The 25,493-nt window shown below is 59.2% G+C and carries 21 protein-coding genes and 7 pseudogenes; 11 read left to right on the forward strand and 17 right to left on the reverse strand.

From position 1 onward, the window contains the following. Positions 1 to 749: 749 nt before the first annotated feature. The 5 genes from ACAX43_RS28720 to ACAX43_RS28740 all read left to right on the forward strand — a co-directional run bounded on the left by ACAX43_RS28720 (position 750) and on the right by ACAX43_RS28740 (position 5,302). The gene (locus tag ACAX43_RS28720) at positions 750 to 1,688 is read left to right on the forward strand and encodes a GGDEF domain-containing protein (RefSeq protein WP_370711734.1); all 939 of its coding nucleotides are present in this window, start codon (positions 750 to 752) and stop codon (positions 1,686 to 1,688) included. A 283-nt stretch (positions 1,689 to 1,971) separates the two neighbouring features. Next, positions 1,972 to 2,388, forward strand: coding sequence for a response regulator (locus ACAX43_RS28725; protein WP_370711735.1), 417 nt, complete (start codon positions 1,972 to 1,974; stop codon positions 2,386 to 2,388). Positions 2,389 to 2,609: 221 nt separating this feature from the next. Beyond that, entirely contained in the window at positions 2,610 to 3,092 is a 483-nt protein-coding gene (locus ACAX43_RS28730; protein WP_370711736.1) for a PleD family two-component system response regulator, read from the forward strand. 1,095 nt (positions 3,093 to 4,187) lie between these two features. Beyond that, positions 4,188 to 4,574 carry a thioredoxin family protein gene (locus ACAX43_RS28735; RefSeq protein WP_370711737.1) on the forward strand — a complete coding sequence of 129 codons (387 nt, stop codon included), beginning with the start codon at positions 4,188 to 4,190 and terminating at the stop codon, positions 4,572 to 4,574. Continuing rightward, positions 4,574 to 5,302, forward strand: coding sequence for a cytochrome c biogenesis CcdA family protein (locus ACAX43_RS28740; protein ID WP_370711738.1), 729 nt, complete (start codon positions 4,574 to 4,576; stop codon positions 5,300 to 5,302). Before ACAX43_RS28735 ends, ACAX43_RS28740 begins: the two co-directional genes overlap by 1 nt. Before the next feature lie 111 nt (positions 5,303 to 5,413). Here ACAX43_RS28740 and ACAX43_RS28745 read toward each other — a convergent pair whose 3' ends face one another. Further along, positions 5,414 to 5,752, reverse strand: a complete 339-nt coding sequence (locus tag ACAX43_RS28745) for a hypothetical protein (RefSeq protein ID WP_370711739.1) — start codon at positions 5,750 to 5,752, stop codon at positions 5,414 to 5,416. A gap of 473 nt (positions 5,753 to 6,225) precedes the next feature. Here ACAX43_RS28745 and ACAX43_RS28750 point away from each other — a divergent pair, with 473 nt between their 5' ends. Beyond that, complete coding sequence (locus ACAX43_RS28750; RefSeq protein ID WP_370711740.1) at positions 6,226 to 6,537, forward strand: hypothetical protein; 312 nt, start codon at positions 6,226 to 6,228, stop codon at positions 6,535 to 6,537. Between the two features lie 53 nt (positions 6,538 to 6,590). Then, positions 6,591 to 6,830 (forward strand): hypothetical protein, encoded by a 240-nt coding sequence (locus ACAX43_RS28755; RefSeq protein ID WP_370711741.1) that lies wholly within the window; start codon positions 6,591 to 6,593, stop codon positions 6,828 to 6,830. A 70-nt stretch (positions 6,831 to 6,900) separates the two neighbouring features. Here the strand turns inward: ACAX43_RS28755 and ACAX43_RS28760 are convergent, their stop codons facing one another. Both ACAX43_RS28760 and ACAX43_RS28765 read right to left on the reverse strand, forming a co-directional pair. Beyond that, positions 6,901 to 8,073, reverse strand: a complete 1,173-nt coding sequence (locus ACAX43_RS28760; protein WP_370711742.1) for an H-NS family nucleoid-associated regulatory protein — start codon at positions 8,071 to 8,073, stop codon at positions 6,901 to 6,903. A 459-nt stretch (positions 8,074 to 8,532) separates the two neighbouring features. After that, a pseudogene (locus ACAX43_RS28765) lies at positions 8,533 to 9,266 on the reverse strand (IS6 family transposase). A 266-nt stretch (positions 9,267 to 9,532) separates the two neighbouring features. Here ACAX43_RS28765 and ACAX43_RS28770 point away from each other — a divergent pair. Continuing rightward, positions 9,533 to 9,625, forward strand: a pseudogene (locus ACAX43_RS28770) (IS6 family transposase); the annotation flags it as partial. On the opposite strand, the gene ACAX43_RS28775 reads toward ACAX43_RS28770, so the two are convergent. Next, entirely contained in the window at positions 9,607 to 9,864 is a 258-nt protein-coding gene (locus ACAX43_RS28775; RefSeq protein ID WP_370711764.1) for a transposase, read from the reverse strand. The pseudogene ACAX43_RS28770 and the gene ACAX43_RS28775 overlap by 19 nt on opposite strands. A 562-nt stretch (positions 9,865 to 10,426) precedes the next feature. On the opposite strand from ACAX43_RS28775, the gene ACAX43_RS28780 reads away from it, so the two are divergent. Beyond that, positions 10,427 to 11,458, forward strand: a complete 1,032-nt coding sequence (locus tag ACAX43_RS28780; RefSeq protein WP_370711743.1) for a GSU2403 family nucleotidyltransferase fold protein — start codon at positions 10,427 to 10,429, stop codon at positions 11,456 to 11,458. 344 nt (positions 11,459 to 11,802) lie between these two features. After that, positions 11,803 to 12,235, forward strand: a pseudogene (locus ACAX43_RS28785) (SET domain-containing protein). A 729-nt stretch (positions 12,236 to 12,964) separates the two neighbouring features. On the opposite strand, the pseudogene ACAX43_RS28790 reads toward ACAX43_RS28785, so the two are convergent. Both ACAX43_RS28790 and ACAX43_RS28795 read right to left on the reverse strand, forming a co-directional pair. After that, a pseudogene (locus ACAX43_RS28790) lies at positions 12,965 to 13,434 on the reverse strand (IS3 family transposase); the annotation flags it as partial. A gap of 80 nt (positions 13,435 to 13,514) precedes the next feature. Continuing rightward, the gene (locus ACAX43_RS28795) at positions 13,515 to 14,090 is read right to left on the reverse strand and encodes a group II intron maturase-specific domain-containing protein (RefSeq protein ID WP_370711744.1); all 576 of its coding nucleotides are present in this window, start codon (positions 14,088 to 14,090) and stop codon (positions 13,515 to 13,517) included. A 69-nt stretch (positions 14,091 to 14,159) separates the two neighbouring features. Between ACAX43_RS28795 and ACAX43_RS28800 the strand changes: the two are divergent. Continuing rightward, positions 14,160 to 14,291, forward strand: a pseudogene (locus ACAX43_RS28800) (IS91 family transposase); the annotation flags it as partial. On the opposite strand, the pseudogene ACAX43_RS28805 reads toward ACAX43_RS28800, so the two are convergent. The 11 genes and pseudogenes from ACAX43_RS28805 to ACAX43_RS28855 form a co-directional block, all read right to left on the reverse strand. Beyond that, positions 14,242 to 14,602, reverse strand: a pseudogene (locus ACAX43_RS28805) (IS110 family transposase); the annotation flags it as partial. The pseudogenes ACAX43_RS28800 and ACAX43_RS28805 overlap by 50 nt on opposite strands. A 662-nt stretch (positions 14,603 to 15,264) precedes the next feature. Continuing rightward, positions 15,265 to 16,389: pseudogene (locus ACAX43_RS28810) on the reverse strand (ISNCY family transposase); the annotation flags it as partial. Positions 16,390 to 17,085: 696 nt separating this feature from the next. Beyond that, positions 17,086 to 17,496, reverse strand: coding sequence for a Zn-ribbon domain-containing OB-fold protein (locus ACAX43_RS28815; protein WP_370711745.1), 411 nt, complete (start codon positions 17,494 to 17,496; stop codon positions 17,086 to 17,088). Next, the gene (locus ACAX43_RS28820; RefSeq protein WP_370711746.1) at positions 17,493 to 18,668 is read right to left on the reverse strand and encodes a thiolase family protein; all 1,176 of its coding nucleotides are present in this window, start codon (positions 18,666 to 18,668) and stop codon (positions 17,493 to 17,495) included. The genes ACAX43_RS28815 and ACAX43_RS28820 overlap by 4 nt, the downstream gene beginning before the upstream one ends. Beyond that, positions 18,668 to 19,885 carry a CaiB/BaiF CoA transferase family protein gene (locus ACAX43_RS28825; RefSeq protein WP_370711747.1) on the reverse strand — a complete coding sequence of 406 codons (1,218 nt, stop codon included), beginning with the start codon at positions 19,883 to 19,885 and terminating at the stop codon, positions 18,668 to 18,670. The genes ACAX43_RS28820 and ACAX43_RS28825 overlap by 1 nt, the downstream gene beginning before the upstream one ends. 102 nt (positions 19,886 to 19,987) lie before the next feature. Beyond that, complete coding sequence (locus tag ACAX43_RS28830) at positions 19,988 to 20,794, reverse strand: ABC transporter permease (RefSeq protein ID WP_370711748.1); 807 nt, start codon at positions 20,792 to 20,794, stop codon at positions 19,988 to 19,990. After that, a complete protein-coding gene (locus ACAX43_RS28835; protein WP_370711749.1) occupies positions 20,791 to 21,648 on the reverse strand; it encodes an ABC transporter permease in 858 nt (285 codons plus the stop codon). The genes ACAX43_RS28830 and ACAX43_RS28835 overlap by 4 nt, the downstream gene beginning before the upstream one ends. A 3-nt stretch (positions 21,649 to 21,651) precedes the next feature. After that, positions 21,652 to 21,981, reverse strand: coding sequence for a DUF4387 domain-containing protein (locus ACAX43_RS28840; RefSeq protein WP_370711750.1), 330 nt, complete (start codon positions 21,979 to 21,981; stop codon positions 21,652 to 21,654). Then, positions 21,978 to 23,333, reverse strand: a complete 1,356-nt coding sequence (locus tag ACAX43_RS28845) for an acyclic terpene utilization AtuA family protein (RefSeq protein ID WP_370711751.1) — start codon at positions 23,331 to 23,333, stop codon at positions 21,978 to 21,980. The genes ACAX43_RS28840 and ACAX43_RS28845 overlap by 4 nt, the downstream gene beginning before the upstream one ends. A gap of 23 nt (positions 23,334 to 23,356) precedes the next feature. Further along, the gene (locus tag ACAX43_RS28850; RefSeq protein ID WP_370711752.1) at positions 23,357 to 24,439 is read right to left on the reverse strand and encodes an ABC transporter ATP-binding protein; all 1,083 of its coding nucleotides are present in this window, start codon (positions 24,437 to 24,439) and stop codon (positions 23,357 to 23,359) included. Positions 24,440 to 24,450: 11 nt separating this feature from the next. Beyond that, a complete protein-coding gene (locus tag ACAX43_RS28855) occupies positions 24,451 to 25,491 on the reverse strand; it encodes an ABC transporter substrate-binding protein (RefSeq protein ID WP_370711753.1) in 1,041 nt (346 codons plus the stop codon). Positions 25,492 to 25,493 lie beyond the last annotated feature (2 nt).

A 25,493-nucleotide genomic window follows, 5' to 3' on the forward strand; every position in this document is an offset into this window, starting at 1 on the left:
GGTTGAAGATGGGACTGATTGGTGACGCTGCTTCTTGTCGATGGCGACCCGAATATTCTGCGGCCGCTTCAACTGCCGCTCGCGCGGGAAGGCTACCGCGCGTGCTCATGGCGTCCGACGGGCAAGCCGCGCTCCACTGCGAGTGCTACCGAGCGGTCGAATCTCATCGTGAAGGACTGGATGATGTCGCGTATGGATGGATGGCGTTGGGCCGTGCCGGCGGCTCAAGAACGACCCGGCGACGGCCGACATTTCAGTGGCCATGCTGTCAGCCGCGTGGCCACTTTATCCAACGGAGCGACCTGCGCAATCGTTGCCGACCCTGTCGTCGACAATCGGGCTGCGTTTCTCGGGAATTCCCAAGCGGATGACGTTTTGTTGTCTGCCCGGCCCTCGGAGATGTCGTGCAGGAGGCTGGGAAGGATCCCGGTATCGTCCGTCCCGCAGAACGAGGGAACTTTCGACCGCATGAGAGGAGACGGACGCGTCTCTTGAACGAAAGAGCCTGCTCTCAATGAGCCCATCTGGGGCGGGTCAAGGAACTGCCTGCACTCGAAGCGTTGAGTAATGCCCCAAGCCCGGCGCACACTTCGCGAGATGGGAATGTTTTGACATCCAAGCCGCTGCTCGCCGCCGGTCGCGAAGACCTGTCCCGTTCCGACCGGCCACAATGCTGTTGCTTCCGGATAGAATGCAGTCAGAAAAACAAGTCCCATTCCGGTGGGGCCTACCGAGAGAGAGACAGCACAATGAACCCAACAGGCGCGGTGCCGTTTGGTTCCGGGCCGGCTGACGCGCTAATTCGCGCGTTCGCAGCCGGGTCGCTAATTGTGGCGACCTACGACCCGGAAGACGTCTTGCGTTATGCGAGTGCCGCCTTCAAACGGGCGTTCCGTCTGGAAGCGGTCGAAGGAACGATGACGTTTGCCGACCTGATATTGCGAGGGGTGCAAGCCGGTATCGGCCCAAGAATAGATTGCGAGGACGCCCGGGTATTTATTGCTGACGCACAACGGCGACGACGCAGTCGGCCGGGGCAGCGTTTTTTTACAACGGACATGGTCGACGGCAGCTGGTACTGGATGACCGAAACGCTGCTGGATGACGGCTGGCTTGTCCTCGTGGGCAGTGAAATTTCCCCGCTGAAAGAGAACGAGCAGGCACTAGCGAATGCCCACAGGCGCGCTTTGCATGAGGCGAGGACCGATGCACTCACGGCACTTCCCAACCGCCGACAGGTCCTCGACTACCTTGGCAGCGCAATTTTGACTCTGCCGGCTCCCGGAACGTCAGTCGCAATCGTACTTTTTGACCTGGACTGGTTCAAAAGCATCAACGACGAGCATGGGCACCTTGCCGGAGATGCTGTTCTCTGCGATTTCGCCGCCCTGGGCACAAGCATGGCTCGTCCCTCCGATGTTATCGGGCGAATCGGAGGAGAGGAATTCCTGATTGTCATGCCCGGGACAGCAGCAGACGAGGCCTTGCAGTTCGCCGAACGATTACGTCAGGCGGCATCGAACCGGATTGTTGTCAGTCTGGTGGGAAAGCAGGTGCGATATTCCGTATCGGCTGGCGTTACCCAGGCCTCCCACCAGGACACGCTGGACGCACTATTCTGTCGCGCCGACCGCGCACTTTACAAAGCTAAACGCAGAGGGCGGAATCAGGTTTCAGTCGAACTGTAGCTCCACTGGGTCCCTGAACGGCTGGAGACCGACTCCTGCGAACTGAACACTACCTTCCCCATTCAGGTGAAGCGCCCGCAGAACGAGCAAAAAAAAACGAGGGCAGCCGGACGACTGCCTTGTCGCCTTGCGCCTACTAGATGAACCTGCGGTTGCTCACTGAGGACCGCTGTCTTCGTCCGTCGGCCACTCGGGCCGGGAAACAGAGCCACGAGCCCTGAGCTTGCAGTTTCGCGCGCTGCCTGCCCTCTGAATTCGAGATGAGTGGCAGGAACGGTTATGATTGTCGCTGCAGCGGTTTGAATCCTGTTGTGCGGCGAGCAGGCACGCCTGCCGCGTATTCCTGGTGGACGACGACGCGGACACGGTCGAATCGCTGGCACTGCTGCTGGGACTGGACGGACATATTGTTCGTACCGCCATCAGCGCGCCCGAGGCACTAATCACGCTGGAAAGTTTTACTCCGGACGTGGCCTTCCTCGACGTGAATATGCCCGAAATCGACGGCTTTACCCTTGCCGCACAGCTCCGAAACAGGCCGGCCCTCGGCCATGTAAAATTCGTCGCCCTTACCGGCGACGCGTCGCGGGCAGACCGCGAAGCTGCGCTTGCGGCTGGCTTTGACCATCATCTGGCGAAGCCGGTGGACATGCGCGCGCTCTCGTCAATTCTCGCGTCCGCCGGGCGAACGCTATCCTGAATCACGCAATTCGGGTACGGCCAGTCGTCAAAGGACGGACAAAGTCGACGTCGCAATAGCAGAAGGAAGGCGCATTGGGTAACTGCGCCTAGGCGGCGACTGCCGCAAGCCCAATCTTCCTTTTCAGCCCGTCGTCGCCCAGGGACATCCGGTTGCGTTCAGCGGCAGCGCCGTGCTGACGCAAAAGCGACACTTCCGTTCAGCGGCCAGGCCGTTCGGGTATGGTGGTTGCGCTGCTTGCAAGATGTCGTAATGCGCGCCATGCCATGCTTACTGTATTGCTTGTCGATGATGACCTTGAGAATCGTTGGGCGCTTCAACTGGCCTTGGAAAGCTGTGGTCATCACGTCCTCTTGGCCGAAAATGGCCGTGACGCACTGCAAAAGGCGGCCAGGGAAATACCGCGGCTCATCATCACCGACTGGCAAATGCCGGAGATGGACGGCGCGGAAATGTGCCGCCGCCTCAGATGCCAACCCGCGCTCGCCAATATCCCAGTCGTCCTGTTATCGGCGTTGCAGGAGCCGGAGATTGGGCCTCGCTACTGGTCGGCCTTTCTCCGGAAGCCAGCTTCTTTGAATATCCTGATGCATACGGTCGATTTATTCCTTGCTGGTCGCCTGACCTCGGCGAAGTTGGCGCCCAACTGCGAAGAGGCAAGGCCGTCTCGCTGGCGCCCTGTCGATTCGCGCTGCTGGCCGTGAGATACCCGGTGTCAGGCGGATTACGGAATCGCACACAGCAGATGACCACAACGGAGACCGCGCTCGCGCGTGCCACTCGCAAGCGCGACGCCCGAAAAGCCCACCATGGTATCCAATGGGCAGACCACCGAAAAGACGAAGCCATTCAGCAAAGATTTCGACTGTGGATTGCCGGTCCGCCGAGAGCAGCGAGATGTGAGCAAGTCTCTACGCCACAGGATGGCGGACTTCTTCCTGGCATTGCCAAACTCTCTACACTGCGAGCAACACCACGCCCGGTGCTTCCTTTGCTGCTCCAGCAGGCTTGGCCAGACAATCACATTAACATGGCCAGTCTGCTTACACATATGCACAAGGTGGCATCGAATAGCCTCCGCGAGCGAATCGAAACCGCAGTCACGCAGCCAGCGTCGGATGGAGAGTCAGTTCGACCCGAAGCGCGGAGTTCGTGGCGACAGTGCTGAAAATCGAGCGGAAGAATCGCGAGGCCACCCTATGCGGTCCGACTCCGACACAGGAGTTCGATGTCGCCCCGGCTTTGTCGCAGGACAGCTTCAAAGTCGGCGATTCGGTTCGCGCGGAATTTATCTCTGCCGCTGCTGTCTCGGTTGTGCGGGTCGCGACGGTTCCTCAGTAAGCAGCCTCGCCAAGCAACTGTCTCTTCAGCTGAGTGCTCTGAGGGTTCGCTCGGCTAGAAGAAACTGCGCCGGAAACGAATGGGCCTGAAGGTGCATTGACGACGCTCGTACAACGCTGTTCGACGTCGAAAGGCAAGGTATCGTGCCCGCTCATCGACGCACTCATGGACGGCGACGAACTCGCCCATTCAAAGTGTTAGCTCCTGGCGGACCGGACGAAGGAGGCCGGCCCACGCCAGCATCCGCAGCCTGCCAGCAGCAGAGCCACGGGCCGCGTCGTGCGTGCTGACAGCGCACACTACCGCCGACACAACCGGGACAAAGCGGGTCTGTGCGACGCGCGTCGCAGTCAGCAGGGCAACCTGAGCCTTGCTGGCTGCAGCAACGCGACAGATGCAATCATTTCGTTTCCTGACCGTCTAACAATAAGACTGCGCTTATCACTCGGTAGACCGCCATGCTAAAGGTTGTTCGCAAATATCTTCTCGCTTCGAGCCTGTTACTGTCCGTCGGAACGGCTTTCGCTGGCGAACAGGCGTTCAACCAGGTCCAGTTTGACAGGCTGAACGCCAACGGGAAGTCAAACGTCGTCTACTTCCACGCGATCTGGTGTCCCACCTGCAAGGTCCAACAACCCATTGTGGACCGTCTCGCAGCGAGCCCAGAAATGAAAGACGTCACCATTTTCGTGGCCGACTACGACAAGGAAGTTGCCCTGAAGCGGGCAATGAAAGTGACCCAGCAGTCAACGTTCGTTGTTTTCAAGGGCGGCCACGAGGTCGCGCGTTCAACGGGACAGACGCGCGAACAGGATATCAGGGACACGTTCGTCAAGGCCCTGTGATGGATTTCTCCCTGGGTACGTACATGCTCGGCTTTCTGGCTGGCGTTCTGACCATCTTGTCACCGTGCGTACTCGCCCTCGTTCCCGTACTCGTTGCGTCGGCATTGGCGGCACATTGGCTGGGTGTTGTCGCACTCGCCGCCGGATTGGGTGTGTCGTTCTCGGTCATCGGAATTTTCGTGGCCAGCGTCGGCGTGTCATTGGGTGCGGATGGTGAAGTCTTTCGGCGCGTGGCCGCTGTGCTGATGATTCTTTTTGGGCTCGCGATGTTTTCTCAACGACTGCAGGCTACTCTCAATCGCGCGGCCGCGGGAATAAGCGGTCCCACCCAGAACTGGCTGAGCCGGATAAAGGGCAACACCCTGTCGGGTCAGTTCGCGGTCGGACTACTTCTGGGAGCCGTTTGGAGTCCCTGCGTCGGCCCGACATTGGGCGCGGCAACCACGCTCGCCTCTCAAGGCAGGAATCTCGGCAATATCGCACTGTTGATGGGTGTATTTGGCCTTGGAGCCGGCCTTCCGCTGGCGATTCTCGGCTTCTTTTCCCGGACTTCCATACTGAACCTGCGAGGTCGGCTGCGCTCTGCGGGAACTGTTGGAAAAACCGTTCTTGGAACGGTTTTCGTCGTCTTTGGCGTGCTCGTATTGACGGGGCTGGACAAGATGTTGGAGACAGCGATGCTGTCCGGAAGTCCAGCATGGCTGACGGCTTTGACGACGTTGTTTTGACCGGCGCAGACACAGATGTCGACGCCGGACGCATTCCCGCGTCTTCGCTCGACGTTCGGTGTTCAAAATTCCAAGACCGCGCGCTTCATCGTTCCTCGATTGCGTGCGGGCCTACATCGGAGCAAATACCACAGCTCCGCTGTCGTCAATTTGCATGAAGCTCCGAATAAACCGGTACGTCTGGTCACCGATTGTTACCCGGTTTGCGCCAGCCTGTGTCGACTCCAGTATCTCGTCGGCCAGCCTCGCCGCAATGGTCCCGTGGCTCGTGAAGTCGTCCTGCGGGCCTGTTGGGTCGCCTACGTAGACAGCGCAGATGTCTATATCTTGACGAATCATGACGAGGCACTTCCCCTCATCAAGCGAGAGCTCGAGGTACTCGGCCAGGGCCAGCAATGACTCTGGTGTCTTTCCCTGAGGGCCGGAAGCCAAACCAGACGCAGTAGCCATCGCGCCATTCCCCGTCAAAGATGCCCGGTCTGAACAGAAAACTCGCCATAGGGCGACCATGGTTCCACTATAGGCGCCCATATGCGAATTCGGAACGCATCGGCAACGGTCTTTTCACGTTTGCGAACACGGGCCGCATGTGAGCCCGGGCGTATCCGCGAAACGGCAGCTGCTGCCCGCTTCCTGCGAGCCTTGCGGCTTGCTTGCAAATCGAGGCGCAGAACGTGCGCTTCCGCGAAACCCGTAAGCCACTAACCGGCGTCGAGAATGCTTCGAGCAGTTGTTCAGCTCTCCAAGCGCGTGCCGAAGTGGCTGGCCGAAGTCGCGTGATAAAGCCGCTGCTTAGACTGCATCGTAGCCCGTAATCCCCAGTTACCAATCTCGCACGGCCGTTTCACCTGTGTCCAATATCCCATCCTACACTTCGAGCCGTAGTCACTGACATTGCACTCAATGTGCGAGGAGTAGCGAAGATGAACAAGAAGATTCTCGGCGCAGCGCTCGGTCTGGCAGTGCTGGCAGCATCAACGGCCGCATCGGCACACGTCGACGTCGCCATCGGATTGGGCATCCCCGGAGCTGTGTATGCGCCGACAGAACCAGTGTACGCACCGCCGCCTCCCGTCGTGTATGCGCCCGCACCTGTCGCCGTCGCGTACGGCAATGACGACGGCTGGCGAGCCCGCGAATGGCGCGACCGTCGCGAGTGGCGTGAACGTGAATGGCGCCGCCAGGAATGGCGTGAACATGAGTGGCGCGAGCGTCGTGATTGGCGCGGGTATTGAAACGACGCCGGAAGGCGCCACGTCCGAAAAATCCAACCTCAGAGTATCTTCGAATGAAAACCGGTCCGATAAGAATCGCCTTGGTTGCAACGACACTGGCCTTCGCAGCGGCAGGCACGGCAAACGCCGCAGGCTGCCTCACGGGCGCGGCGGTAGGTGGGGTCGCTGGGCACTACGCGGGGCACCACGCTGTCGTTGGTGCGGTCGGTGGCTGCGTGGTCGGCAGGCACCTTGCGAAGCAGCACGCGCAACAGCAGGCCGCGCAGCGCCAGGCGGCAGCACAGGCGCAATAAGACATCCTCGGCTTGGTGTACCCGGTGGAACCAGAGAATTGCTGGTCCACCGGGCAACGAACAACTGCGCTCAGGTCGTCGACTCGGCGCCAGGCTCGACTGTGGTCACCGGAGCAGTCCCGGCCACCACGCTCTTCAGCGGTGCCTTCTTTGCCGGCGCTTTATGAACCACAGCCGGGGCGGCCTTTTTCATAGCCGCTTTCTTAGCCAGTGCCTTCGCGCTAACGCCTTTCTTAGCAACAGTTTTCTTCGCCGTCGGGGCCTTCTTCGCAACAGCTTTCCTGACCGCCGCTTTCGCATCGACCGCCGTGTTGTCGCCATCAATCAAAAACTTCGTCCGGTCTTTCGCACCGGCTAGCCACGCCGGAGCCGGACCGCGTCCGCTCCAGGTCGCACCACTCTTTGGGTCGAGGTACATCGCCGGCAGCGGCCCTTTCCGCTGCCCGCTGCCCGCAGTTGCACCAACCGATTTCGATGTCTTCTTGGCCTCAGCCTTTGCCTTGCTCACAGCACCTGCGGTCGCCGCAACAGTCTCTTCAGCACCGCCTGCAATCAATAATTTGCTTCGGTCTTTGGCTTCGGCCAACCACGCCGGCGCCCGCCCACGACCAGACCACGTTGCGCCCGATTTGGGGTCAGCGTAGAGAGCCGGCTGGGCGCCTCTGACGTAGTTTCCAGCTTTCGCCGACGACTTGCCTACAGGTACCGAAGCAGCGAACGAGGTAACAGCCAGAAATTTGCTGCGGTCCTTTGCGTTTGCAATCCACACTGGCGCCCGGCCGTGGCCTGTCCCGGCTGCGCCAGATTTTGGGTCACGGTATTTCGCCGTCTGAGCTGTCTTCGCCAGCGCAGCTTTTGCGCCGGGCTTGGGTCCACGCTTCTTGCCACCAGCGTGAGTATCAATGTCAGCAATCGTCAGGTTATGCTTTTCCATTAAATCGCGAATCTTCGCCAGTACAGCGCCCGATTGCTTCGCGACGAGTGCCTCTGCTTGTGCCTGCAACTTCATGATTTGCGCCTGTACTTTTTCGAGTGTGGCCATGGTTTTCCCCTTTGGTAGCAATGGCCGCACTATGCCATCAAGCAGGCAACGCGTCGATAGCGGTGTCGTCTTCTGCGAGAGGGTCAAGCCGACAGAGAGTCCGACGGGAAACGAGACACCTAAAGGTTCGGAGTCGCTTGCCGTCAATTGAAATGGATAGCCACCGCGTAGCTGACTCTTGTCGTGCGATTTGGGAGACATGTTCTCCCGATAGCTCCAGTGGCGTGCCGTAATTCCGCTACCCCATCCTTACGAATCAACACTGAGAGCGCGCCCTATCGGATACGCCATTCACATCACAAGGAAAGAGAACTGGTTCGACGAGGAGGTCCTCAGATAACCTTGGCTGGATGGGAGCGCCTGATTGAGGCAGACCGGAAATGCGGCTCGACAGCCACGCCGAGGCAAAGCTCGCGAGCGCCGCTACGTTGTGAGTGGAGAGCCAAGGCCTGGGCGTTTGGATTTCTTATCCGGGGCACAACGACGGCGGCAATATGGCGTGGTTCGACTATCGAGGTGTAAACGTAGTCGTAAAGAACCCTGACACGGCCACTCTCTGAAAGACGTTGTCATCGCAGACCGTCTTGGCGCTCGCGTACAGGGCGAGGGCGTTGTCAACTTGCCGTGCTTGAGACAAAACGCTGGAGGTGTGACGATGATTTAAAAACCAGCCGACGGATCTCGGGTGAGGTCGGTGAATTCGCGCCACGCAACGAACCTTGCTGCAAGCTGTTTGCGATAAAGTGAAGCGCGCAGTAGATGCCGCTTGAGCGCGAAGTGTTGCCGGATCAGTCCGAAGCTCAACAGGAAGGCCTGTGTGCGTTTCGGAACACGAAAACCGCGCATGCGACGCTCGCGTTCGCGTGTCGGCTGGTGGCTGTTTTCAGCCCGGTTGTTCAGTCGGGCTGCCGCTTTGACAAACACGTGCTTTACGCTCGCCAGCTCTGGAATCTCAGCTTTGGCGGCCGGATAGCTGCGCAGCTGATCGGTGATGATCTTGTGCGGCACTGAGCTCGAGCGCAGCACACGCTTGAAGAAGCGCTTGGCTGCGGCCTTATCGCGCCGCTTTGCAGCACGATGTCGAGTTCGGCGCCGTGTTCGTCCACTGCGCGCCATAACAGGTAAGGCTCGCCGCGCAACGTCACGAACATCTCGTCAAGGTGCCATGTGCCGCCAGGCTTGCGACGCGCCGCTTTCACCCGACGAGCAAAGCCTGCGCCAAACTTATCGCACCAGCATCGGATCGTCTCGTAGGTCACGACTACGCCGCGTTCAAAGAGCGGTTCTTTGATGTCACGCAAGCTCAATTGATACCGGTAGTACCAGCGCACGGCGCAACTGATGACGCCGGCTGGAAAACGGTGACCGCGATACAGCGATTTCGATTTCTTCATCGCCTCATCTTACGCGAGACGACCAGCAACCTGACGACGCCGGAGATACGAATGTGCGCAGCAGGATAATCAAAATGGCGACTGTCATTCGACCAGACAATTTCGACCGCCGCATTTGACCGAGATTGCATGCTCGATGACGGAATAACGTGTTCGGTCAAATATCCCTCCGCGAGTACGGCGTTCTAGCCAGTCAGGACACTTCCTCCTTGCTGTGTCGCCCGGCGGCGGACAAGCCGTGTCCAGCATTGGGAAGGCTTCCGTGCATTGAGACGATGCATATGATCAGGAAAGGTCAGATGAAGGACAACGCCAATACCCGAACCGCTGCTGCCCAGTTCTATTCGTTGGCGGAATAAGGAATCCTTACCATCACGGAATTTCTCGACTTACCGAACTTATCGCGACACAACGGTTTGCGCAGGGGATAGGTTGCAGGCAGCCGGTGCCACTTTTCGCGACTCACGTGGACCCACAGAATCGCATCGAGAACCGCACGCGGATGTCGACGTGGTCGGCCGGGGTGGTTCGTAACAGCGTAGTGGAAGAGATGGCTGACCTTCTGCCAGGCTTCGTCAGAGAGAGGAACTTGCAACATCAGATTTTGATTCACCAGAGCGTTTACTCTAACTATCGTAACCTGGTGATCACGCCTGAAATATCACTATTCTTAACAAAACACTGGACTCTTAATAAAATGTCGCTGGTCTGCGATATCTGACGAGTCGCGATTCGCCGCCGGACGGGCCGGCCAGTACATCGGTGTTGAACCGGATTTGGCCGCCAGTTTGCTTTTCGCGATACCTGCCGGTATCGGGAAGCACGAAAAGCATCAGGACGTCATATTTATCTGTCTACATAAATAGACAGATAAGACTCCGTCAAATCGTTTCGGGTTTCGCAGCGCGGTAGAACGGGCACGGCGGGCACTGTCTGATCGTCGCACGACTGGGCGTGGCTCGGGCCGGAGCGTGTAAAGCAAGGCTAGGCGTATCGCCCGAGCGGTTAGCGCTAACTTGAGTCACGAGGGAGTCGTTATGTAGCCTCGGCAGCGCGCAAGCCACCGGAGGTATTTTATACCTTAGTAAATCGTTGCAAGGTATAAGTCGCGTTTCAATTTATACCCTATAATTTGATCATCAGGTATAAACTCCGAAACCATGTTGACCTTCCATAACGAAGCACTTCAGACGCTTTATTCGTCCGTAGCCGAGCGAGCCAGCACGCAGGCGTCCGTCCCGCTGCATTCTCCCGGCTCGGCGTCGCGAAAGACCGTCGACGGGAAGACATATATCTACTGGCGGGTTTATCTGGCATCAGGCAAGCACAAGGAAACGTCGTTGGGCCGGGACGGCGAGCTGGCGACTGAGGCGACACTCGAGGCCAGGATACTTGACAGCACGGAGATGCGAGCCGTTGCGGCCGACGTCCAGCTGTTGCGTAAGGCAGGATTTGCTGCAGCCGATAACTCTTCGGCACTGACCATTGCAACGCTCTACAACGCCGGGATCTTCAGCCACGGCGGCGTGCTTGTTGGTTCACACGCATTCGGCGCGCTTCTGAATAGTCTGGGTGTGCGTTTGCCAGCCAACTACAAGACCGAGGACATAGACATCGGAAGTGCTGGCTCGATTTCGCTAGCGATCCCGGAAGACCGCAGCTTCCTCGACATCCTCCGCGACAGTAGCATTTCATTTCTCGAAGTACCCGACCTGGACTCCCGTCGACCGTCGATATCGTTCAAGGCGAGGGGACAGCCTCTCAAAGTAGATCTGCTCGTTCCGGGCACTGACGCGTATGAGGCCAGGCCGCTCCCGCATATACGCGCACATGCGACTGGACTTCCGTACTTCAGATACCTCGTGTCGGACTCAACTCGCGGCTTTGTCCTGGGCAAGGAGCATGTCGTTCCGGTGCAGTTACCTGACCCTGCGCGGTTCGCCCTGCACAAGCTCATCGTCAGTACGCTACGGGATCCCTCACGTGCAGTAAAAGCGGACAAGGATCGACGTCAGGCCTGTGTGCTCATTGACGCCCTGATGGAAAAATTTCCAGACTGGTTGGCAGTTGCGGTCGACCAGCTGGACGAGGCCGCAGGCGCAAAGGTAGCCGACGCTTCGGCACTCACGTTGCGACTCGGCCTGGATCTGTCGGAACGTGCACGTGACTTTCTCGCGAATCTGGATCGTTAGACATTTCGGGTATCAGGCAACGAGCGGGAATACGGATTCGTAAATTGCGTCCCGATCAGCCGCGAGCATCTTCACCGAGGCGCCTGACTGGAAGTGCTGCGAATCTTTCTGGCTGACATGCCTCCTGGCCCGTCGACTGCCGACGAATTACGTTGGGAGCTGGAGCAGCAAGCAACCGTCATTGTCTCCGCAGCGCGGAAACAATGATGGGGACGAACATCAAACGCTGATAACACGCTCGCCAATCTCCCCATATCCAGCAACGGCTATCGTTCGTCGCGAAGCAGTGGAAACGGAAAATTCTCATCCTTATACTGGGTGTCTCTATCAATCGCGGAATTGTCATGCGGCGGGTGATCGTCCGGCAGTCGCCAGTTCATGGGAAAGGTGTTTTCGCGCTGCGAGCGCTCGCAGCGGGTGAGCGCGTGCTCGAATACAAGGGAGTGATCACAGGGTGGCGGGAAGCCGTACGGTGGCACCGATGCGAAGGAATCGAGGGGCACACGTTCCTGTTCGGATGGACGCGTGATTGACGGCAGCCGCGGCGGCAACAGCGCCCGATGGCTGAACCACGCGTGTGCGCCTAATTGCGAGACTATCGAAGTCGCTGGGCGCACCTTCATCCACACGCTCAGGCCAATCGGGGCAGGCGAAGCACTCTTTATTGAATATCTTCTGGCGGTTGACGATCCTCTGGATGAGGACATTCGACGCCAGTACGCGTGCCGGGGCAGCACTTTGGGCTGCCGTCAGTCGATGCTGGCGGACGCCGCGTAACTGAGTCGGTTGACGGCACGGTCAGGATTCGCGCGACCGTAGTTTTCCATCTAGATGCGCTGAAACTGTCGCTGACAACGGAACGGACATCCGGCGAAAATCATTGCGCGAACACGAAGGAACCGCTGTCGCTGGATCCCGATCCACAAGACTTGTGGTAACGGCAACACCAAATCATACCGTCGGCAAAATTACGGGAGCAGGTTTATGCAGAACCGGAAGTTGGCACGAAAGAGGGCAGGGGAAGTAAGTCTACCGGAACTGCTCGACCGACTTGAACTGGTACTGACGGGAATGCCCGCCCACACGTCCGTCTGCAGAGCGCTTTCGGATTTGAACCAGTGGCTCGGCTTCGCCAGCACGAACGCCGCCACACGTACCAATCGACCGGCACCCCCGCGGCGCCGGCGCCTCGCAGTCGTCGAATCCCTGTCGCTGTTTTCGTGAACGTCACCGGGTCGGACGAACCTGCAGTCTCTGCCAAGACGTTGCTACCAGAAGCTTTGACCAATGATTGCGCGGCAACTTTTAGAGCGACCGATCAGAACGTCAGAAAGAGGCGAGAACCGATGCGTTTTCGCCCGGTCGACCCGAAATGACTACCGCAAACGCACCGGCCTGGGACAAGAATGAGACGCGCAGGGGCCAGCGCTGACTTCTCTTGCCGAATAACTGTCAACGCCGACTGAAACCTGACCCACAGGGGGTGCGGCAAAATTCTTGGACTGTTTATGCCGCAAGGCCGAGGCTCGCTCGGTACTCGATGGGGCTGAGTGAGCCGAGCGAAATCTTGATCCGCTTTTCGTTATACCAGCGGAGGAATCAACCACCTCAATGAATTGGTCAATGGTTGTAGCCTGCCAGTCCCGAGGATAAAACAGCTCGGTTTTCAGCCGCCCGAAGAAGCCTTCGCAGGCCGCATTGTCGGGCGAGCATCCTTTGCGCGACATCGAGCGAACCAGCTTCGCATCGCGTATCCGCGAGAGCCACCCCGGCCAGCGATAATGGGCACCGCGATCAGAGTGGACGACGGGCCGCTCGTTACTATTGGCCACCGTCTCGATAGCTGCATCCAGCATGGTGTTCACAAGCCCGGCATCCGGACGCGTGCCTATTGACCAGCTGATGACCAGCCCATCGAAGCAGTCGATGATGGGCGACAGATATACCTTGCCAGCCGGGATCTGGAGTGGAGTAAGAGGCAGGGCGTAGTCGAACTATCTCCCTACCTCTCCTCCCCGAACCGGACTTGCACCTCTCAGCGCATCCGGCTCTCCATTTAAGTGTTGCTCATAGCAAAGGCGACATCAGCAAAGCGCGATTCGATGGTGCGGCGATTCGCGTCGCGCATGATGAACGGATTTTCCGCCGGGGTGCGCCAGGTAAACCGACCCTTGCGACTGGTAACTAGACGCCGAAGCGGCACCGCCCCATACCGTCCCCGACTATTTTGACCGTGAAGCACCCATGTTTTCGCATGTCCTTCTTCAGGCCGCCGGACGTGGTCGCGCATCAACGCTGGGAAGCCGCGCCGATACTTGCGTGCGAGCCAATATCCAAACTTCCAGAAGACGGTACGGTCCAACTTGGCGAACACGGTGGCCGTGTAGTCGGTGTATTGATAAAAGGCAGCCCAGCCAGCAATTTGCCGATTCAGGCTTTCCAACAGGTCCATCTGATTCAAACTGTAGTTGCCAGACAGTTGCTTGACTAGCCTCTCGGCGAAGCCCCGATACTTCTCCCACGGAATGGTCGTCACAGGCCGCATGCGGCCGAGTGGTCCTCGCTTACGGATGATGCGATGACCAAGGAAGTTGAAGCCGTCGTTCACATGCGTAATATGGGTCTTCTCCATATTCAGCGTGAGCTTCAGTTCACCCTCAAGGAAACTGCCGTACGCTTGGCGTACTGCTTCCGCGTGTTCGCGAGTACCTTTGCCCGCTGGCTTGCGCCGCTACGTACCTGCGAATGGGTGGTCTACGCCAAGCGCCCGTTCGCCGGACCGGAAGGCTTAGCATCGCTTGCTGATCTTCAGTCTTGGCAGCAACAGTGCGCATGCCAGGTTGCTGCTGCAGTCCAGATTGCCCGGGCGTCCGCCGCGTCGGTCTTGTTCGTTTGCACGAAAGGTCGAATAAATTGGGCATGCAATAGCACCACCTCGTGTCCGAGCGCGCGGATCTTACGCGCCCACCAGTGAGCACTTCCGCACGCCTCGAGGGCGACCCGACCGGCGGGGCGCTGCGCGAGAAACGCGATTAAGTCGTCACGTCCGAATTTCCGATTCGCGATCTCGCCGGTTTGGGCGTCGACCCAGTACAGCTGGAACACCCGTTTTGCAATATCGAGTCCATATGTCGTAGCATTCATCTGGGGCCTCCGTTCCTCAAGTGGTTGTGTCGCAACTCCACTTTGGCACATTGATGCCGTTCGGTCCTGGGGGCCCTCGATCGTGCCCACTTCCCCGGAGGGAGGGCGGTGTCCATTCCATCTCGGCCATCAGGAGTCGCTCGTCCGCGTGCCTTCGGCGATCGAAGAAGCGCTTTTTTCGGACGTTGCCTTCGTAAGTGGCAAGCGTGTGAATTCCGCTGACCAGCGCCGCAGTGTGTTGCCACATTCCTTAACTCGGACTGAAGACACACAGTTCTCCCCTGGGTGCGTCGAGCGGGAGTTTGATGAAACACGTCTTTTTCATGGCCGTGATTACGCGAGCAGCGCGTGCGAGTTGCCGTGGGTCAGTTTCAGGGCACCGGTCTCCGGGCAAGACCCAGAAGCTGCCGCCAGTGGGGCCCAGACGATCACCCGGTCGCCGGCCGGCGGGTGACGCCGGCAGCCATTCAGACGGGTCAGGAAAGCGCCGCGCCGCGATGAAAAATGCGACGATCCAGCAACGACAAATGGCCACTTCCGTAGCAACTGATTCCGGCATAGCAAGTCCGGAAGTTTCGGGATTGATTTCCCGATAGTTCATGTTACTATGACTTACATGAAATCACGCGAAATCGTTCAACGTTCCGATGACGGGCGGATGACAGTGCATGACCATCGGCGCGGAGTTCGATACGCCCATCCGGGTACTCCCAGACCTCGATATACCGTCCGATCAGTTTGCGGTGCTCGGGCGTGTCGTTCAGCAGGTACGTGACGCGGTCATACCGCACAGTCAACGACTTGCTCATCTTGCGCGGCTCGCGCCACGTGAACACCAGATCAAGATTCTCGTCAGCTCTGAGTGGGCGGTGAGCATCGAATCTGCTCGTTGGTGGCTTTGCGAAGCGCGCGTTGTAATTTGCCATGAAGGCCGGCGCATACGCATTGGCTCCGGCAGCCGTGCTGATGCCACGCAACCGCAATTCTTTTACGAGCCGGTCCTGCAACGTCAGGTGGGCCCGTTCGACGCGCCCCTTGGCGGGGCTACTGTTCGCGCAGAACGTGTCGATGTTCAGCTCGTACATCGCCCGGCCGAAATGGGTGGCGCTGTTGCCATCCTTGTTTGCACCCGTCTTGCGAAACACGCTGTACTTGTCGCTGTAGAACGCGACAGGCTTGCCGTGGCGTTCAATGTACGCGCGCGTCGCTTCGAAGTAGCTGAAGGTCGACTCGGTCGCCGTGAAATGCAGCGTCATCAGCTGGCTCGTCGCATCGTCGACGTACACCAGCAGCGAGCAGGCCGGCGCGCGTTCCTCGAACCACCGGTGATCGCTGCCATCGATCTGGATCAGCTCGCCCAGACACGCGCGCCGCGCACGCGGCTGGTAGATCTTCGGTGGCCGCTGCCGGCGCGGAATCCACAGGCCGGCGTCCGTCATCAGGTGCCGCACCGTTTCCCTGGCGAGCCGGATGCCGTGACATTCGACCAGCTTCTCGCAAGCCAGCGTGGGCCCGAAATCAGCATAGCGATCACGAATGATCGAGAGTGCCCGATCGGCCGTCACCGCGTCCAGCTGGTTGTTGCTGGGCCTCGAGCGCCGACGCGACACGAGGCCTTCCGGTCCATGTTCGCGCAGTCGCGCAACCAGGCGCCGGATCTGCCGCGTCGTCAGCCTGAGCCGTTCTGCCGCGCGCCACGGCTTGAGCTTGCCGTCGGCAACATCCTGAATGACCTTGAACCTGTCCAGTTCGCGCATCGTCATGGTTATCCGTTCGGTCGCAGCCATTAAAGCCTCCCGCGCCGGAACGCCGGCGGCCGGTCAGCTTACGCTGCGAAAAAGCGGACATTTGAACTTGGCTAAAAGCGGACATTACAACTTAGCCTCTACATCAAAGGTTGATAGAAACACGTTTTATGTCAACCAAGCGCCAACGGGGGGCGGGCAGTGCGAATGACTCAGGTCGCTGCACCCTAGGCATTCCAAACACCTGCGCTGGCAAAGCGCATAGTCGTTGACACTGCCCTGCCTCGGCTAGATATTTGCTTGCCGCTTTTGCGAGACGGCACGCGGCCAATCCCATACTTCGCTTCCGACTGTTCTCAGAACAATGGAGCTATCCTTGGGGACGCCGCTCACGACTGCCGACCCCAGCGTTCCGACCTGTGCCCGATCAACATCCGTCTGAAGCAGGTTACCCGCTTCTGCTTGTGTCGCGTCCCTTTCGTCCACAAAGATGCGGCTCGCACGAACAGTTTGAGCTGATATCTCGACTGCGTCGGGGGTGATGCGCATACTCGATCACGAGACGACGGGCATCCGCTGCCACTGAGTACACCGGCTGCTTACTTGTCGTCAGGGTAACCAGCGTATCGTCGAAAATCTTTACTATCTGTTACCTCACGATAGTGCGGTAAAGAGGTGCAAAAGGAGCCAGCCAACCTGTTGTGGAAAAGACCGCTCCTTGCTCAGGGATGAGAGCTGCTAGGCGAGGGGCCGAAAAGCCGGTAACGGGTATCGTTCAACGGCTTCCACGTCTGTTGCCATCTTCACGCGCATTCCGATCTGAGGGGCGCAGCCAAGAACGCGCGCCAGCATGCTCGCACCCTCATCCAGCGCGATCTCGGCGAGCGCTATTGGAACTTCGTCGAGAAACGCTGGATGATTCGGCCGGTATATCAAGCTGAAGGAGACGATGGTGCCATGCCCTGATGCCTCTTTCCAGCTTAGGGGAGAGGCCCAGCAATCAGGACACATGGATCGGGGATAAAAAATCTCGCGCCCGCACGCCTCGCAGTGTTGCAAAAGAAGCACACCGTGTCGCCAGGCCCGCAAATACGGCGCGTTATCGGCATCTTCGGTCGGCATGGGGTAGGCTGGGTAAGGCTGGCTCATTTGACGTTCTCCAGAATGACTGCGCTGCTCGATAGTCCGTGGCCATAACCGACCATTCCATAGCCCGAAACGAGACCGCAGCGCGGCGCGGCCGTCTGGAATTCACCGGCTTCCTGTCGCAACTGACGGACCGCTTCGGTGAGGCCGATCATGCCTCCCCCTGCGCCTGCCTGGCCACACGACAGCTGGCCGCCGTTCGTATTCAGTGGAAAGCTGCCGTCGTACGAGAAATCGTGCCGCGACAGAAACTCACCGACCTCGCCCTTGCGGCAAAATCCAAGGTCTTCCAGCTGGATGGCGACCATGATGGGGTAGTCGTCATACGCCTGAACGAAATCGATATCCGCATGGGTGCGCCCGGCGTCGCTGAACAACCGGTCCCGGAATAGCTCCCATCCGCCGGACAGGGGCGCGATTTCTCCGGGTGGATGGTTATGTTGCTCGTAACCGGCAAGGATCCGTATGCGCTTCGAGCGGTCGACCCGATCGAGCGATGTGACGATGACCGCTTCGGCACCGGTGCAGGGCAACACGCAGTCGTAAAGGCCGATCGGATCCGCAATGACGCGGGCGTTCAGATAGTCGTCGAGCGTCATCGGTCCACGCAGCAGCGCATTCGGATTCAGTTGGGCACTGCGCCGCTGGCCGACGGAAATACGCCCCAGTTGTGCGCGTGTGGTGCCATACGTCGCCATGTGTTTGCGCTGCACGACGCCGAACAGTCCGTTGGCGCCCCCAAAACCGTTCGGTGTTCCATAGTCCTGCAGGCTGCGATTGAACTGGTCCATCAGCTTGTAGTGCCCCGCGATATCGTAATTGTCGCCGGCGAGACAAAGGACCGTCGACGCCTGTCCGGCTTCGATCGCGCGCACTGCATTCAACACCGCGGCAACCGGACCCGCACCGCCGGCGGTGCCCAGATACGCCCAACTCACCGACAAGCCGAACTGCTCGGCCAGCGTCACCGCGTTGTCCGGAGCCAGCACGAACGAACATACTGAAATGCCGTCGATATCGCTTTTCTGCAGACCGGCACTGTCCAGCGCCAGCCGGCTGGTTTGCGCTAGCAGCGAGATCAGACTTTGATCCGTGCGCTTGTAATACGGAGACTGACCGTACCCGACCATCCCGACTTCCGTCGAGACGGCGGATGAAAGTTTCGTGGAGGGCATCAAATGACTCCCAGATTGTGAAGTTGCTGAACCCGGCCTGGCGGCATCCCTAGCAACCCGCTGAACACCGCGTCGTTATCGGCGCCAGCGGTTTTCCCAGGCCAGCGGATTTCGCCGGGCGTTTCGCTCAGCCGAGGAACCGGAGCCGGCATCCGAAGCATTTGCCCGTCGGAATGGGCGACATGCGAGATCGACTGGCGCGCGAGAATGTGCGGATTCTGCAGAACGGCAGCGATATCGAGGATCGGGCCGCTAACGACCTCGTGCGCATCGAGCGTCGCCGTGACCGCATCCAGCGTTCTTGCGCGGATCCAGGCGGCAACTTGCGCGTCGATCGCATCGCGGTTCGCCACGCGCATTGCCATGGTCGCGAAGCGGGGGTCATCACACAGATCGGGGCGCTGCATCGCACGAGCCAGATTTTCGAAGATGCGCTGCGAACCGCAACTGATCGCCACGAATCCACTGTCGGCCGTGCGATAGATGTTGCGCGGGACATCCTCTTCCATCTGGTTTCCGAGCAACGGCTTTTTCTCGCCGGTCTGGTCGTAGCGCAAGACAACGGACTCGATGATCCGCAGCAGCGGCTCGTACAGGCTGACGTCGACGACTTGACCGCGGCCGGTGCGCGAGCGGTGATGCACGGCCGTCAGCGCACCGAACGCACCAAATATTCCCGCCAGATAGTCGCCCATCGGAAACGATGAGACGGAAGGACCATTGTCCGGGAAACCCGTGAACGATGCCAGGCCGCTAAAGCCCTCGGCAATCGTCGCGTAGCCGCCGCGTTGGGCCATCGGCCCGGTTTGCCCATAGCCGCTGACTCGCACCCAGATCAGTTCGGGAAATCGCGTGGCGAGTTCCACGGGCGACAGGCCCCAGCGCTCCAGCGTTCCGGGCCTGAAATTCTCGATAACAATATCGGTCTGATCGAGCAGATCCAGCACGATCTCGCGACCCTGGGCCTGCGAGATATCGAGCGTGATAAGGCGCTTACCCCTCGCCATGCTTTTCCACCACAATGGCTCGCCATCTTTATGCGGAGGCCATTCACGAAGTGCGTCGGGTTTGCCGGGCTTTTCGACCTTGATCACTTGTGCGCCGAAGTCGGCAAGCATGGTTCCGACAAAGGGGCCAGCAAGCATGGAACCGAGTTCGAGCACCTTGATATCAGCCAGCGCCCCGGTTCGATCTTCTACGGAATGGTTAGTGTCCAACGATCCTCTCCTTATGAAACGAATGGATGAGCGTTACCCTCCACACGTCGGCATGGATCCAACGAGCAGCAGGGAATGCCGCGCCGGGCGCGGCAGCAACGATTAACTCGCGGATGTATTCATACGGTCGATACCCACGAGCCTGTCGATTAGAAACACGATCAGCACAGCGACATAGATCGTGGATGCGGACACAGCGGCGATCATCGGATCGATCGCGTACTGGACATAGTTGAAGAGTTTCACGGGCAACGTCGTCAGTTCGGATGTCGAGTTGAAGATGCTCAATTCGACATTCACCCACGAGATGATCAGCCCGAAAAGGGAGCCGGCCACGACGCCCGGCTTGATGATCGGCAGCGTCACCAGAAAGAAAGTCTGTGTCCTGGTGGCGCCAAGATCCAGCGCCGCTTCTTCGAGACCTAACTGAAATCCGGATAGCGATGCAAGCGCGGTGCGAACCGTATAGGGCAATACGAGAATGGTGTGGCCGACATACATGGCCGTCCATGTTCTCGCGAAACCCATCGCCGTGGCGAACTGAAGAACAGACGCACCAATCACGATGGTCGGCAGAACCAGCGGCGACAGAAAGAGGCCTCCGATCACACCATCGAGACGTCCGCTCCTGCGGGAAAGCACCAGTGCAACCGGCAACCCCAATATCAGGGCAGTGAACGTCGAGGAAATCGCCAGCCCGGCACTCAGGCCAATCGAACTCAGATAGGACGGGTCACTCAGGAAGCGCGCGTACCACCTCAAGGTCCACCCTTGCGGCGGAAAAGCGAGATAGTCGGTGTTCGTAAAAGACGTGAGTACGATCACCAGTAGCGGCAGCACGAGAAAAGCGAATGCCAGCGCGCAAAATGCGTATAGCGGCGCGTGTCGAAGCCATGCGTGACGGTTCATCGTGTTCCCCCGGGCGCGCGGACGCGGCGGCCACCACGCGGGGTCCAGAGGCGGGACGCCGCGATCAGCAGCAAGGTCGCCAGCAGTAGCGCGACAGCGAGTGCCGCGCCGAAATGAAAATCGAATAGCGTCGCGTATTGCTGGTAAATCAGCATCGACATCACGGTCTTCTTGCCGCCGCTCAATATGCTTGGCGTGACATAGGCACTCACGCTAAGCGTGAAAACGATCAGCGCGCCGGCCGCGACGCCGGGCATGCTGAGCGGAAACGTCACCTTGAGAAACGTGGTCCATCCATTCGCGCCAAGGTCGCGCGCTGCATGTTCGAGCGCGCGGTCGATGTTTTGCAGGACGGCGGCCACGGTGAGCACCATGAAAGGCACCATGATGTAAGTCATGCCGATGACGATGCTGAGTTCGTTGTTCAGGAGTTGCATCGGCCGGTCGAGAATGCCGAGCCCGACTAGCGCATCGTTGATCAAGCCGCGGCGCCCCAGCAAGATCATCCACCCGAACGAGCGGACGATATTGCTCGTAAATAGCGGCGTCACGATGACGACGTACATGACCCGCCGGATCCACCTCCGTTCCACGACGCGCGTCATCAGATAGGCTAGCGGATAGCCGACGAGGAATGCGCACCCGGTCACCCAGAACGATACCCGGAAGGTGAACCACAACACATCGGCAAAAAACAAGCCGTCGAAAAGCTTCGCATACTGATCGAGACTCACGCCCTGTGAAGAACGAAAGCTTTCCCACACCACCGTGCCGAAGGGCGCGACGAAAAACGCGAGAACAAACAATAAGGGGACGATGAGCAATGCGAAGGCTGATCGACGGTCGAGGTGCATGAATCAGGCGTCCTTCAGATGGATCTCGAAGTCGAGCAGCGGCGCGTGCTGCTGACAGCCGTACATGTCCGATTCGCCGATCAGGCCCTGAACGGTGGGCCGTCTCAACGTGAGCTTGATGGCCCATCCGCGCGGCACCGCGAAAATCGACGTCACCATGCGTTGCTCGACGCCGAACAGCTCGCTGATTTTTTCTTTGGTGAAATCGCCGGCCTGCCAGACGCGTTCGAAGTCCTGCCGGCTATCGAACATGACATCGAACGTAAGCAGGAACGGGCCGGCATTTTTGCTCCGGATCACCGTCGCGATTTTGGACAACGGCGTGGTCGTCATGCCGCCACCTCATCGAAATAAGCAGGGAAGAACTGAGTGGGGGTGTCGACCCGCATCAGGTGATAAGCGGAGAATTCGTACACCGGGCCCGCGCCGATTTCGGAAGGCGAATAGGGAAACGCGAGATTGCCGGCGGTATTGAATTGCCCGGCGTAGCTCACGTGCAGCAGCGTTCCGCTAACGAAGTGAGCGACCGCATGCGCGGCGGCCTGGTCGCGGTCGACCGCTTCGATCACGAGTCCCAGTTCGTGTGCGCCGTGTTCTACGACAGGTTCGAGCGCGCCCATCACGGCGCGTTTGCCGTACACATGGAAGTTGACCTTGAGCGTCGGCGAATCGAAATATTTCAATGCCTGGTTTTTCGCGTCGGCCAGTAACGGATCAATGCGAGAGATCATCGTCGGGCAGCGCACGCCCGCGATCGAAATCGATCGATAGCCAGCGAGCCGCGCGCCTTCGAGTTTTATCCAGTAATCATCCGAGCCGATGAACCGCGAGCCAGCCACGCGGACCTCGCGCTCGCTGATCTGCTCGAAAGTGCAGTCGCCCAGGTCGAGTTCGTGGCCTGGGCCCGCCTGACGAAACGGATTCTCCCGTTCGTACAGCGTATGCGCGGCAACGGATGTCAACGACGCGCGCCGGTTCAGGCCACCCGGTTCCAGCGTGAAGCCTTCGGCATCGATGGTCGCCATCATGACGTCCGTACCGTGAGGCTCTGCCGAGAACGCACCGCATTCGAGAATCTTGCCCATGTGAATGGCCAGGCCTGCGGGGGCGCCTTGCCAGATCGGAAAAGCGGCGATGACCGAGTCGTCGCATGCACGTCCGGCGATGATGACTTCAGCGCCCTGATCCAGCGCGGCCACGATCGGCTCATGGCCCATTTGCGCGACGATCGTCGCGCTTTCGAGCGCGGCGCTTTCCGTCAGATCGTAGCCCGCCTCGAAATCACGCACGTTTCCGCGGGCGATCGCCTCAGCAACCGATGCCTGTGGAATGTCTGAATAAATCCACGCAAGCCTGAACGCGAGCTTCTGTTCGGCCGCTACCTCACGAACAATCCCGACGACTTCGTCAACATGCGCCCGTGTGCCGGCGCCGCCGGCACTTCCAACGATAACGGGAATCCCCGCTGCCTGCGCTGCAACGATCATCTGGGTGAGTTCACGCTTGATGCTAAAGCGCGATACGAGTGATTCACCGGAACCGAGATAGTGTGGCCCCGGGTCGGTCGAACCTGCATCGACGGCGATGACGTCGGGCTCAAGCGACATCCCGCGCTCGAAGGCGGCGGTATCGAAGCCGTAGCCTAGCGTGCAGGTGGGCGTGAGTATTCTGATTGGCTTTTTCATCGTGTGTCCTTGCCAGAAGATGATTAACGGGTGAGTACTTCGGCGTCGCTCCTGAGCCAGTAAAACGCGAGGGACTCAAGTGGCGATACCCGGGTCAGTTCAGTGGCGTTGTTGCATGCAATGACGATTTCGCCAATGCCGTTGCTGTCGACGTACACACGGGTCACCGGGCCGGCATGGACCACGTCGCGAACAATCCCCTCAGCGCAGACATGGGCGTCGGAGCCGCAACGGGAGCCGATGCCAATGCGTTCGGGACGGATCATCAGGGTCGCCGTAGTGACGGCTTTGCCATCTGGAATCGCGTAGGGCAGCGCGACGTCGCCCTGTGCGGTTCGCAATTGCCCGGCAGCATCGGCCTTGCAATCGATCAGATTGGCATCGCCGATGAAGTCCGCGACGAAACGGGATTGAGGGGAGGCGTAGATCGAGTCACCGGTGCCGACCTGTTCGATTCGCCCGCTGGACATGACGACGATGCGGTCCGCCATCACCATGGCTTCTTCCTGGTCGTGCGTGACGATTACGAACGTGATGCCCAACTCGACCTGAAGATGCTTGAGTTCCAGTTGCATATGCTTGCGCAGCTTCAGGTCAAGTGCCGCCAGGGGTTCGTCGAGCAGGAGAACCTTCGGCTGGTTGATGATGGCTCGCGCCAAGGCGACCCGTTGCTGTTGTCCACCAGACAGTTCCGCCGGATAACGATCGATAAACGCCGCCATGCTGACCATGGTCAGCGCGTCCCTGACCCTGTCACGCAGCGCGTGCTTTTCGGCACCGTGACGTCTGGGCCCGAACGCCACGTTTTCCTCGATCGTCAGATGCGGAAACAGCGCGTAATTCTGGAACACGGTGTTCACCGGGCGCCGGTTCGGCGGATCCTTCAGCATCGATCTGCCGTCCATGAGCACATCGCCCGATGTCGGTTCGCAGAATCCCGCTATCGTCCTGAGCAATGTGGTTTTGCCGCATCCACTCGGGCCGAGCAAGGCCAGAAATTCGCCAGGGTAAATGCCAAGACACACGTCATCGAGGGCCGCGAAACTTCCGTATCGCTTGACGATGTGGTTAAGCTGAATGAGCGGCGCCTGAATGCCTGTTTCCATATCTCGCCCTGTCAACGTGCCAGCGTTTCATTCCAGCGTTGAGCGATCTCGCCGCGCTGTGCGTTGACGGTCGTCCAGTCGGTCAGTATCAGATTCGCAATCGACCCGCCCTTGCCCCACGGCATGCGAGCGGCTGCGGTATCAGTCAACTTGACGCCTTGTGTCGCGGGTCCGATATAAAGGCGGTTGCTCATGCACGCAGCCTGCGCTGGCGCGACCGCGAAATTGACGAAGGCCTGTGCGGTCTTGAGATGCTTTGTGTTTCTTACGATATGCAGCCGGATGTCCCCGCCTATTGCGCCTTCTTTCGGCACTGCATAGGCAATCGGCAACTTCTGGTCGGCTAGTGCCCACGCGCCGCTCGCATAGGCGGCGCCGATGTCGACTTCGCTCGACTGGAAACTGTTGGTGGCGTTTCCAGCTGTGTCGAAGAAGCCAAATGTTTTCAGGGTGCTGATTTTTGCCAGACCTTTTGACACGTCGGTTCCGGACCCACCAGCCAGCTTGTTGATCGCCAGAAGAAAAGGGATACCCATCGCGTTGGCGACGGCGGGAATGGTGACGACACCCTGATATTCAGGCTTCCACAGGTCGTTCCAGGAGGTCGGTGGAACCTTGACGTCCCGGGCGTTATAGACGAGGCCTAGTGCATAAAATCCAGTGCTGACCGCATAGATCTTTCCGTCCCGGCTCTTGTAGATACCTTGCCGTACTACATCCTTCAGGTTGGGCATCGACGCGATATCGAGGTCGGCCAGTAATCCCGCATCGGCTGCCAGTTCGGAGATGCCGCCGTCGAGCCATGCCGCGTCGATGGTCGGATTGCCTGCCTGCTGCTTCAGCTTTGCCAGGGTGACACCTGATACACCCGGCTCGGGAATTACCCTGTTGCCTGTCGATTTCTCGAACGGCTGGGAAATGCAGTCCCTTATCGCGTCCCCCCACTCACCGCCATAGGTCGCAACCGTGATGGTGTCGGCGGCCGCGCTCCGTACCGAGCACAACAGGACGGCGAGAGTGGCTGCGATTGTCGATGCAAGTCGCTTTCTCATGC

It is taken from the genome of Paraburkholderia sp. IW21 (assembly GCF_041321145.1).
Classification (GTDB): Bacteria; Pseudomonadota; Gammaproteobacteria; order Burkholderiales; family Burkholderiaceae; genus Paraburkholderia.

Coding starts and splice junctions, on each gene's coding strand:
- ACAX43_RS28720 (WP_370711734.1), top strand. CDS start 750: ATGAACCCAACAGGCGCGGTGCCGTTTGGTTCCGGGCCGGCTGACGCG.
- ACAX43_RS28730 (WP_370711736.1), top strand. CDS start 2,610: ATGGTGGTTGCGCTGCTTGCAAGATGTCGTAATGCGCGCCATGCCATG.
- ACAX43_RS28735 (WP_370711737.1), top strand. CDS start 4,188: ATGCTAAAGGTTGTTCGCAAATATCTTCTCGCTTCGAGCCTGTTACTG.
- ACAX43_RS28740 (WP_370711738.1), top strand. CDS start 4,574: ATGGATTTCTCCCTGGGTACGTACATGCTCGGCTTTCTGGCTGGCGTT.
- ACAX43_RS28745 (WP_370711739.1), bottom strand. CDS start 5,752: ATGGCTACTGCGTCTGGTTTGGCTTCCGGCCCTCAGGGAAAGACACCA.
- ACAX43_RS28750 (WP_370711740.1), top strand. CDS start 6,226: ATGAACAAGAAGATTCTCGGCGCAGCGCTCGGTCTGGCAGTGCTGGCA.
- ACAX43_RS28755 (WP_370711741.1), top strand. CDS start 6,591: ATGAAAACCGGTCCGATAAGAATCGCCTTGGTTGCAACGACACTGGCC.
- ACAX43_RS28760 (WP_370711742.1), bottom strand. CDS start 8,073: ATGTCTCCCAAATCGCACGACAAGAGTCAGCTACGCGGTGGCTATCCA.
- ACAX43_RS28775 (WP_370711764.1), bottom strand. CDS start 9,864: ATGTTGCAAGTTCCTCTCTCTGACGAAGCCTGGCAGAAGGTCAGCCAT.
- ACAX43_RS28780 (WP_370711743.1), top strand. CDS start 10,427: ATGTTGACCTTCCATAACGAAGCACTTCAGACGCTTTATTCGTCCGTA.
- ACAX43_RS28795 (WP_370711744.1), bottom strand. CDS start 14,090: ATGGAGAAGACCCATATTACGCATGTGAACGACGGCTTCAACTTCCTT.
- ACAX43_RS28815 (WP_370711745.1), bottom strand. CDS start 17,496: ATGAGCCAGCCTTACCCAGCCTACCCCATGCCGACCGAAGATGCCGAT.
- ACAX43_RS28820 (WP_370711746.1), bottom strand. CDS start 18,668: ATGCCCTCCACGAAACTTTCATCCGCCGTCTCGACGGAAGTCGGGATG.
- ACAX43_RS28830 (WP_370711748.1), bottom strand. CDS start 20,794: ATGAACCGTCACGCATGGCTTCGACACGCGCCGCTATACGCATTTTGC.
- ACAX43_RS28835 (WP_370711749.1), bottom strand. CDS start 21,648: ATGCACCTCGACCGTCGATCAGCCTTCGCATTGCTCATCGTCCCCTTA.
- ACAX43_RS28840 (WP_370711750.1), bottom strand. CDS start 21,981: ATGACGACCACGCCGTTGTCCAAAATCGCGACGGTGATCCGGAGCAAA.
- ACAX43_RS28845 (WP_370711751.1), bottom strand. CDS start 23,333: ATGAAAAAGCCAATCAGAATACTCACGCCCACCTGCACGCTAGGCTAC.
- ACAX43_RS28850 (WP_370711752.1), bottom strand. CDS start 24,439: ATGGAAACAGGCATTCAGGCGCCGCTCATTCAGCTTAACCACATCGTC.
- ACAX43_RS28855 (WP_370711753.1), bottom strand. CDS start 25,491: ATGAGAAAGCGACTTGCATCGACAATCGCAGCCACTCTCGCCGTCCTG.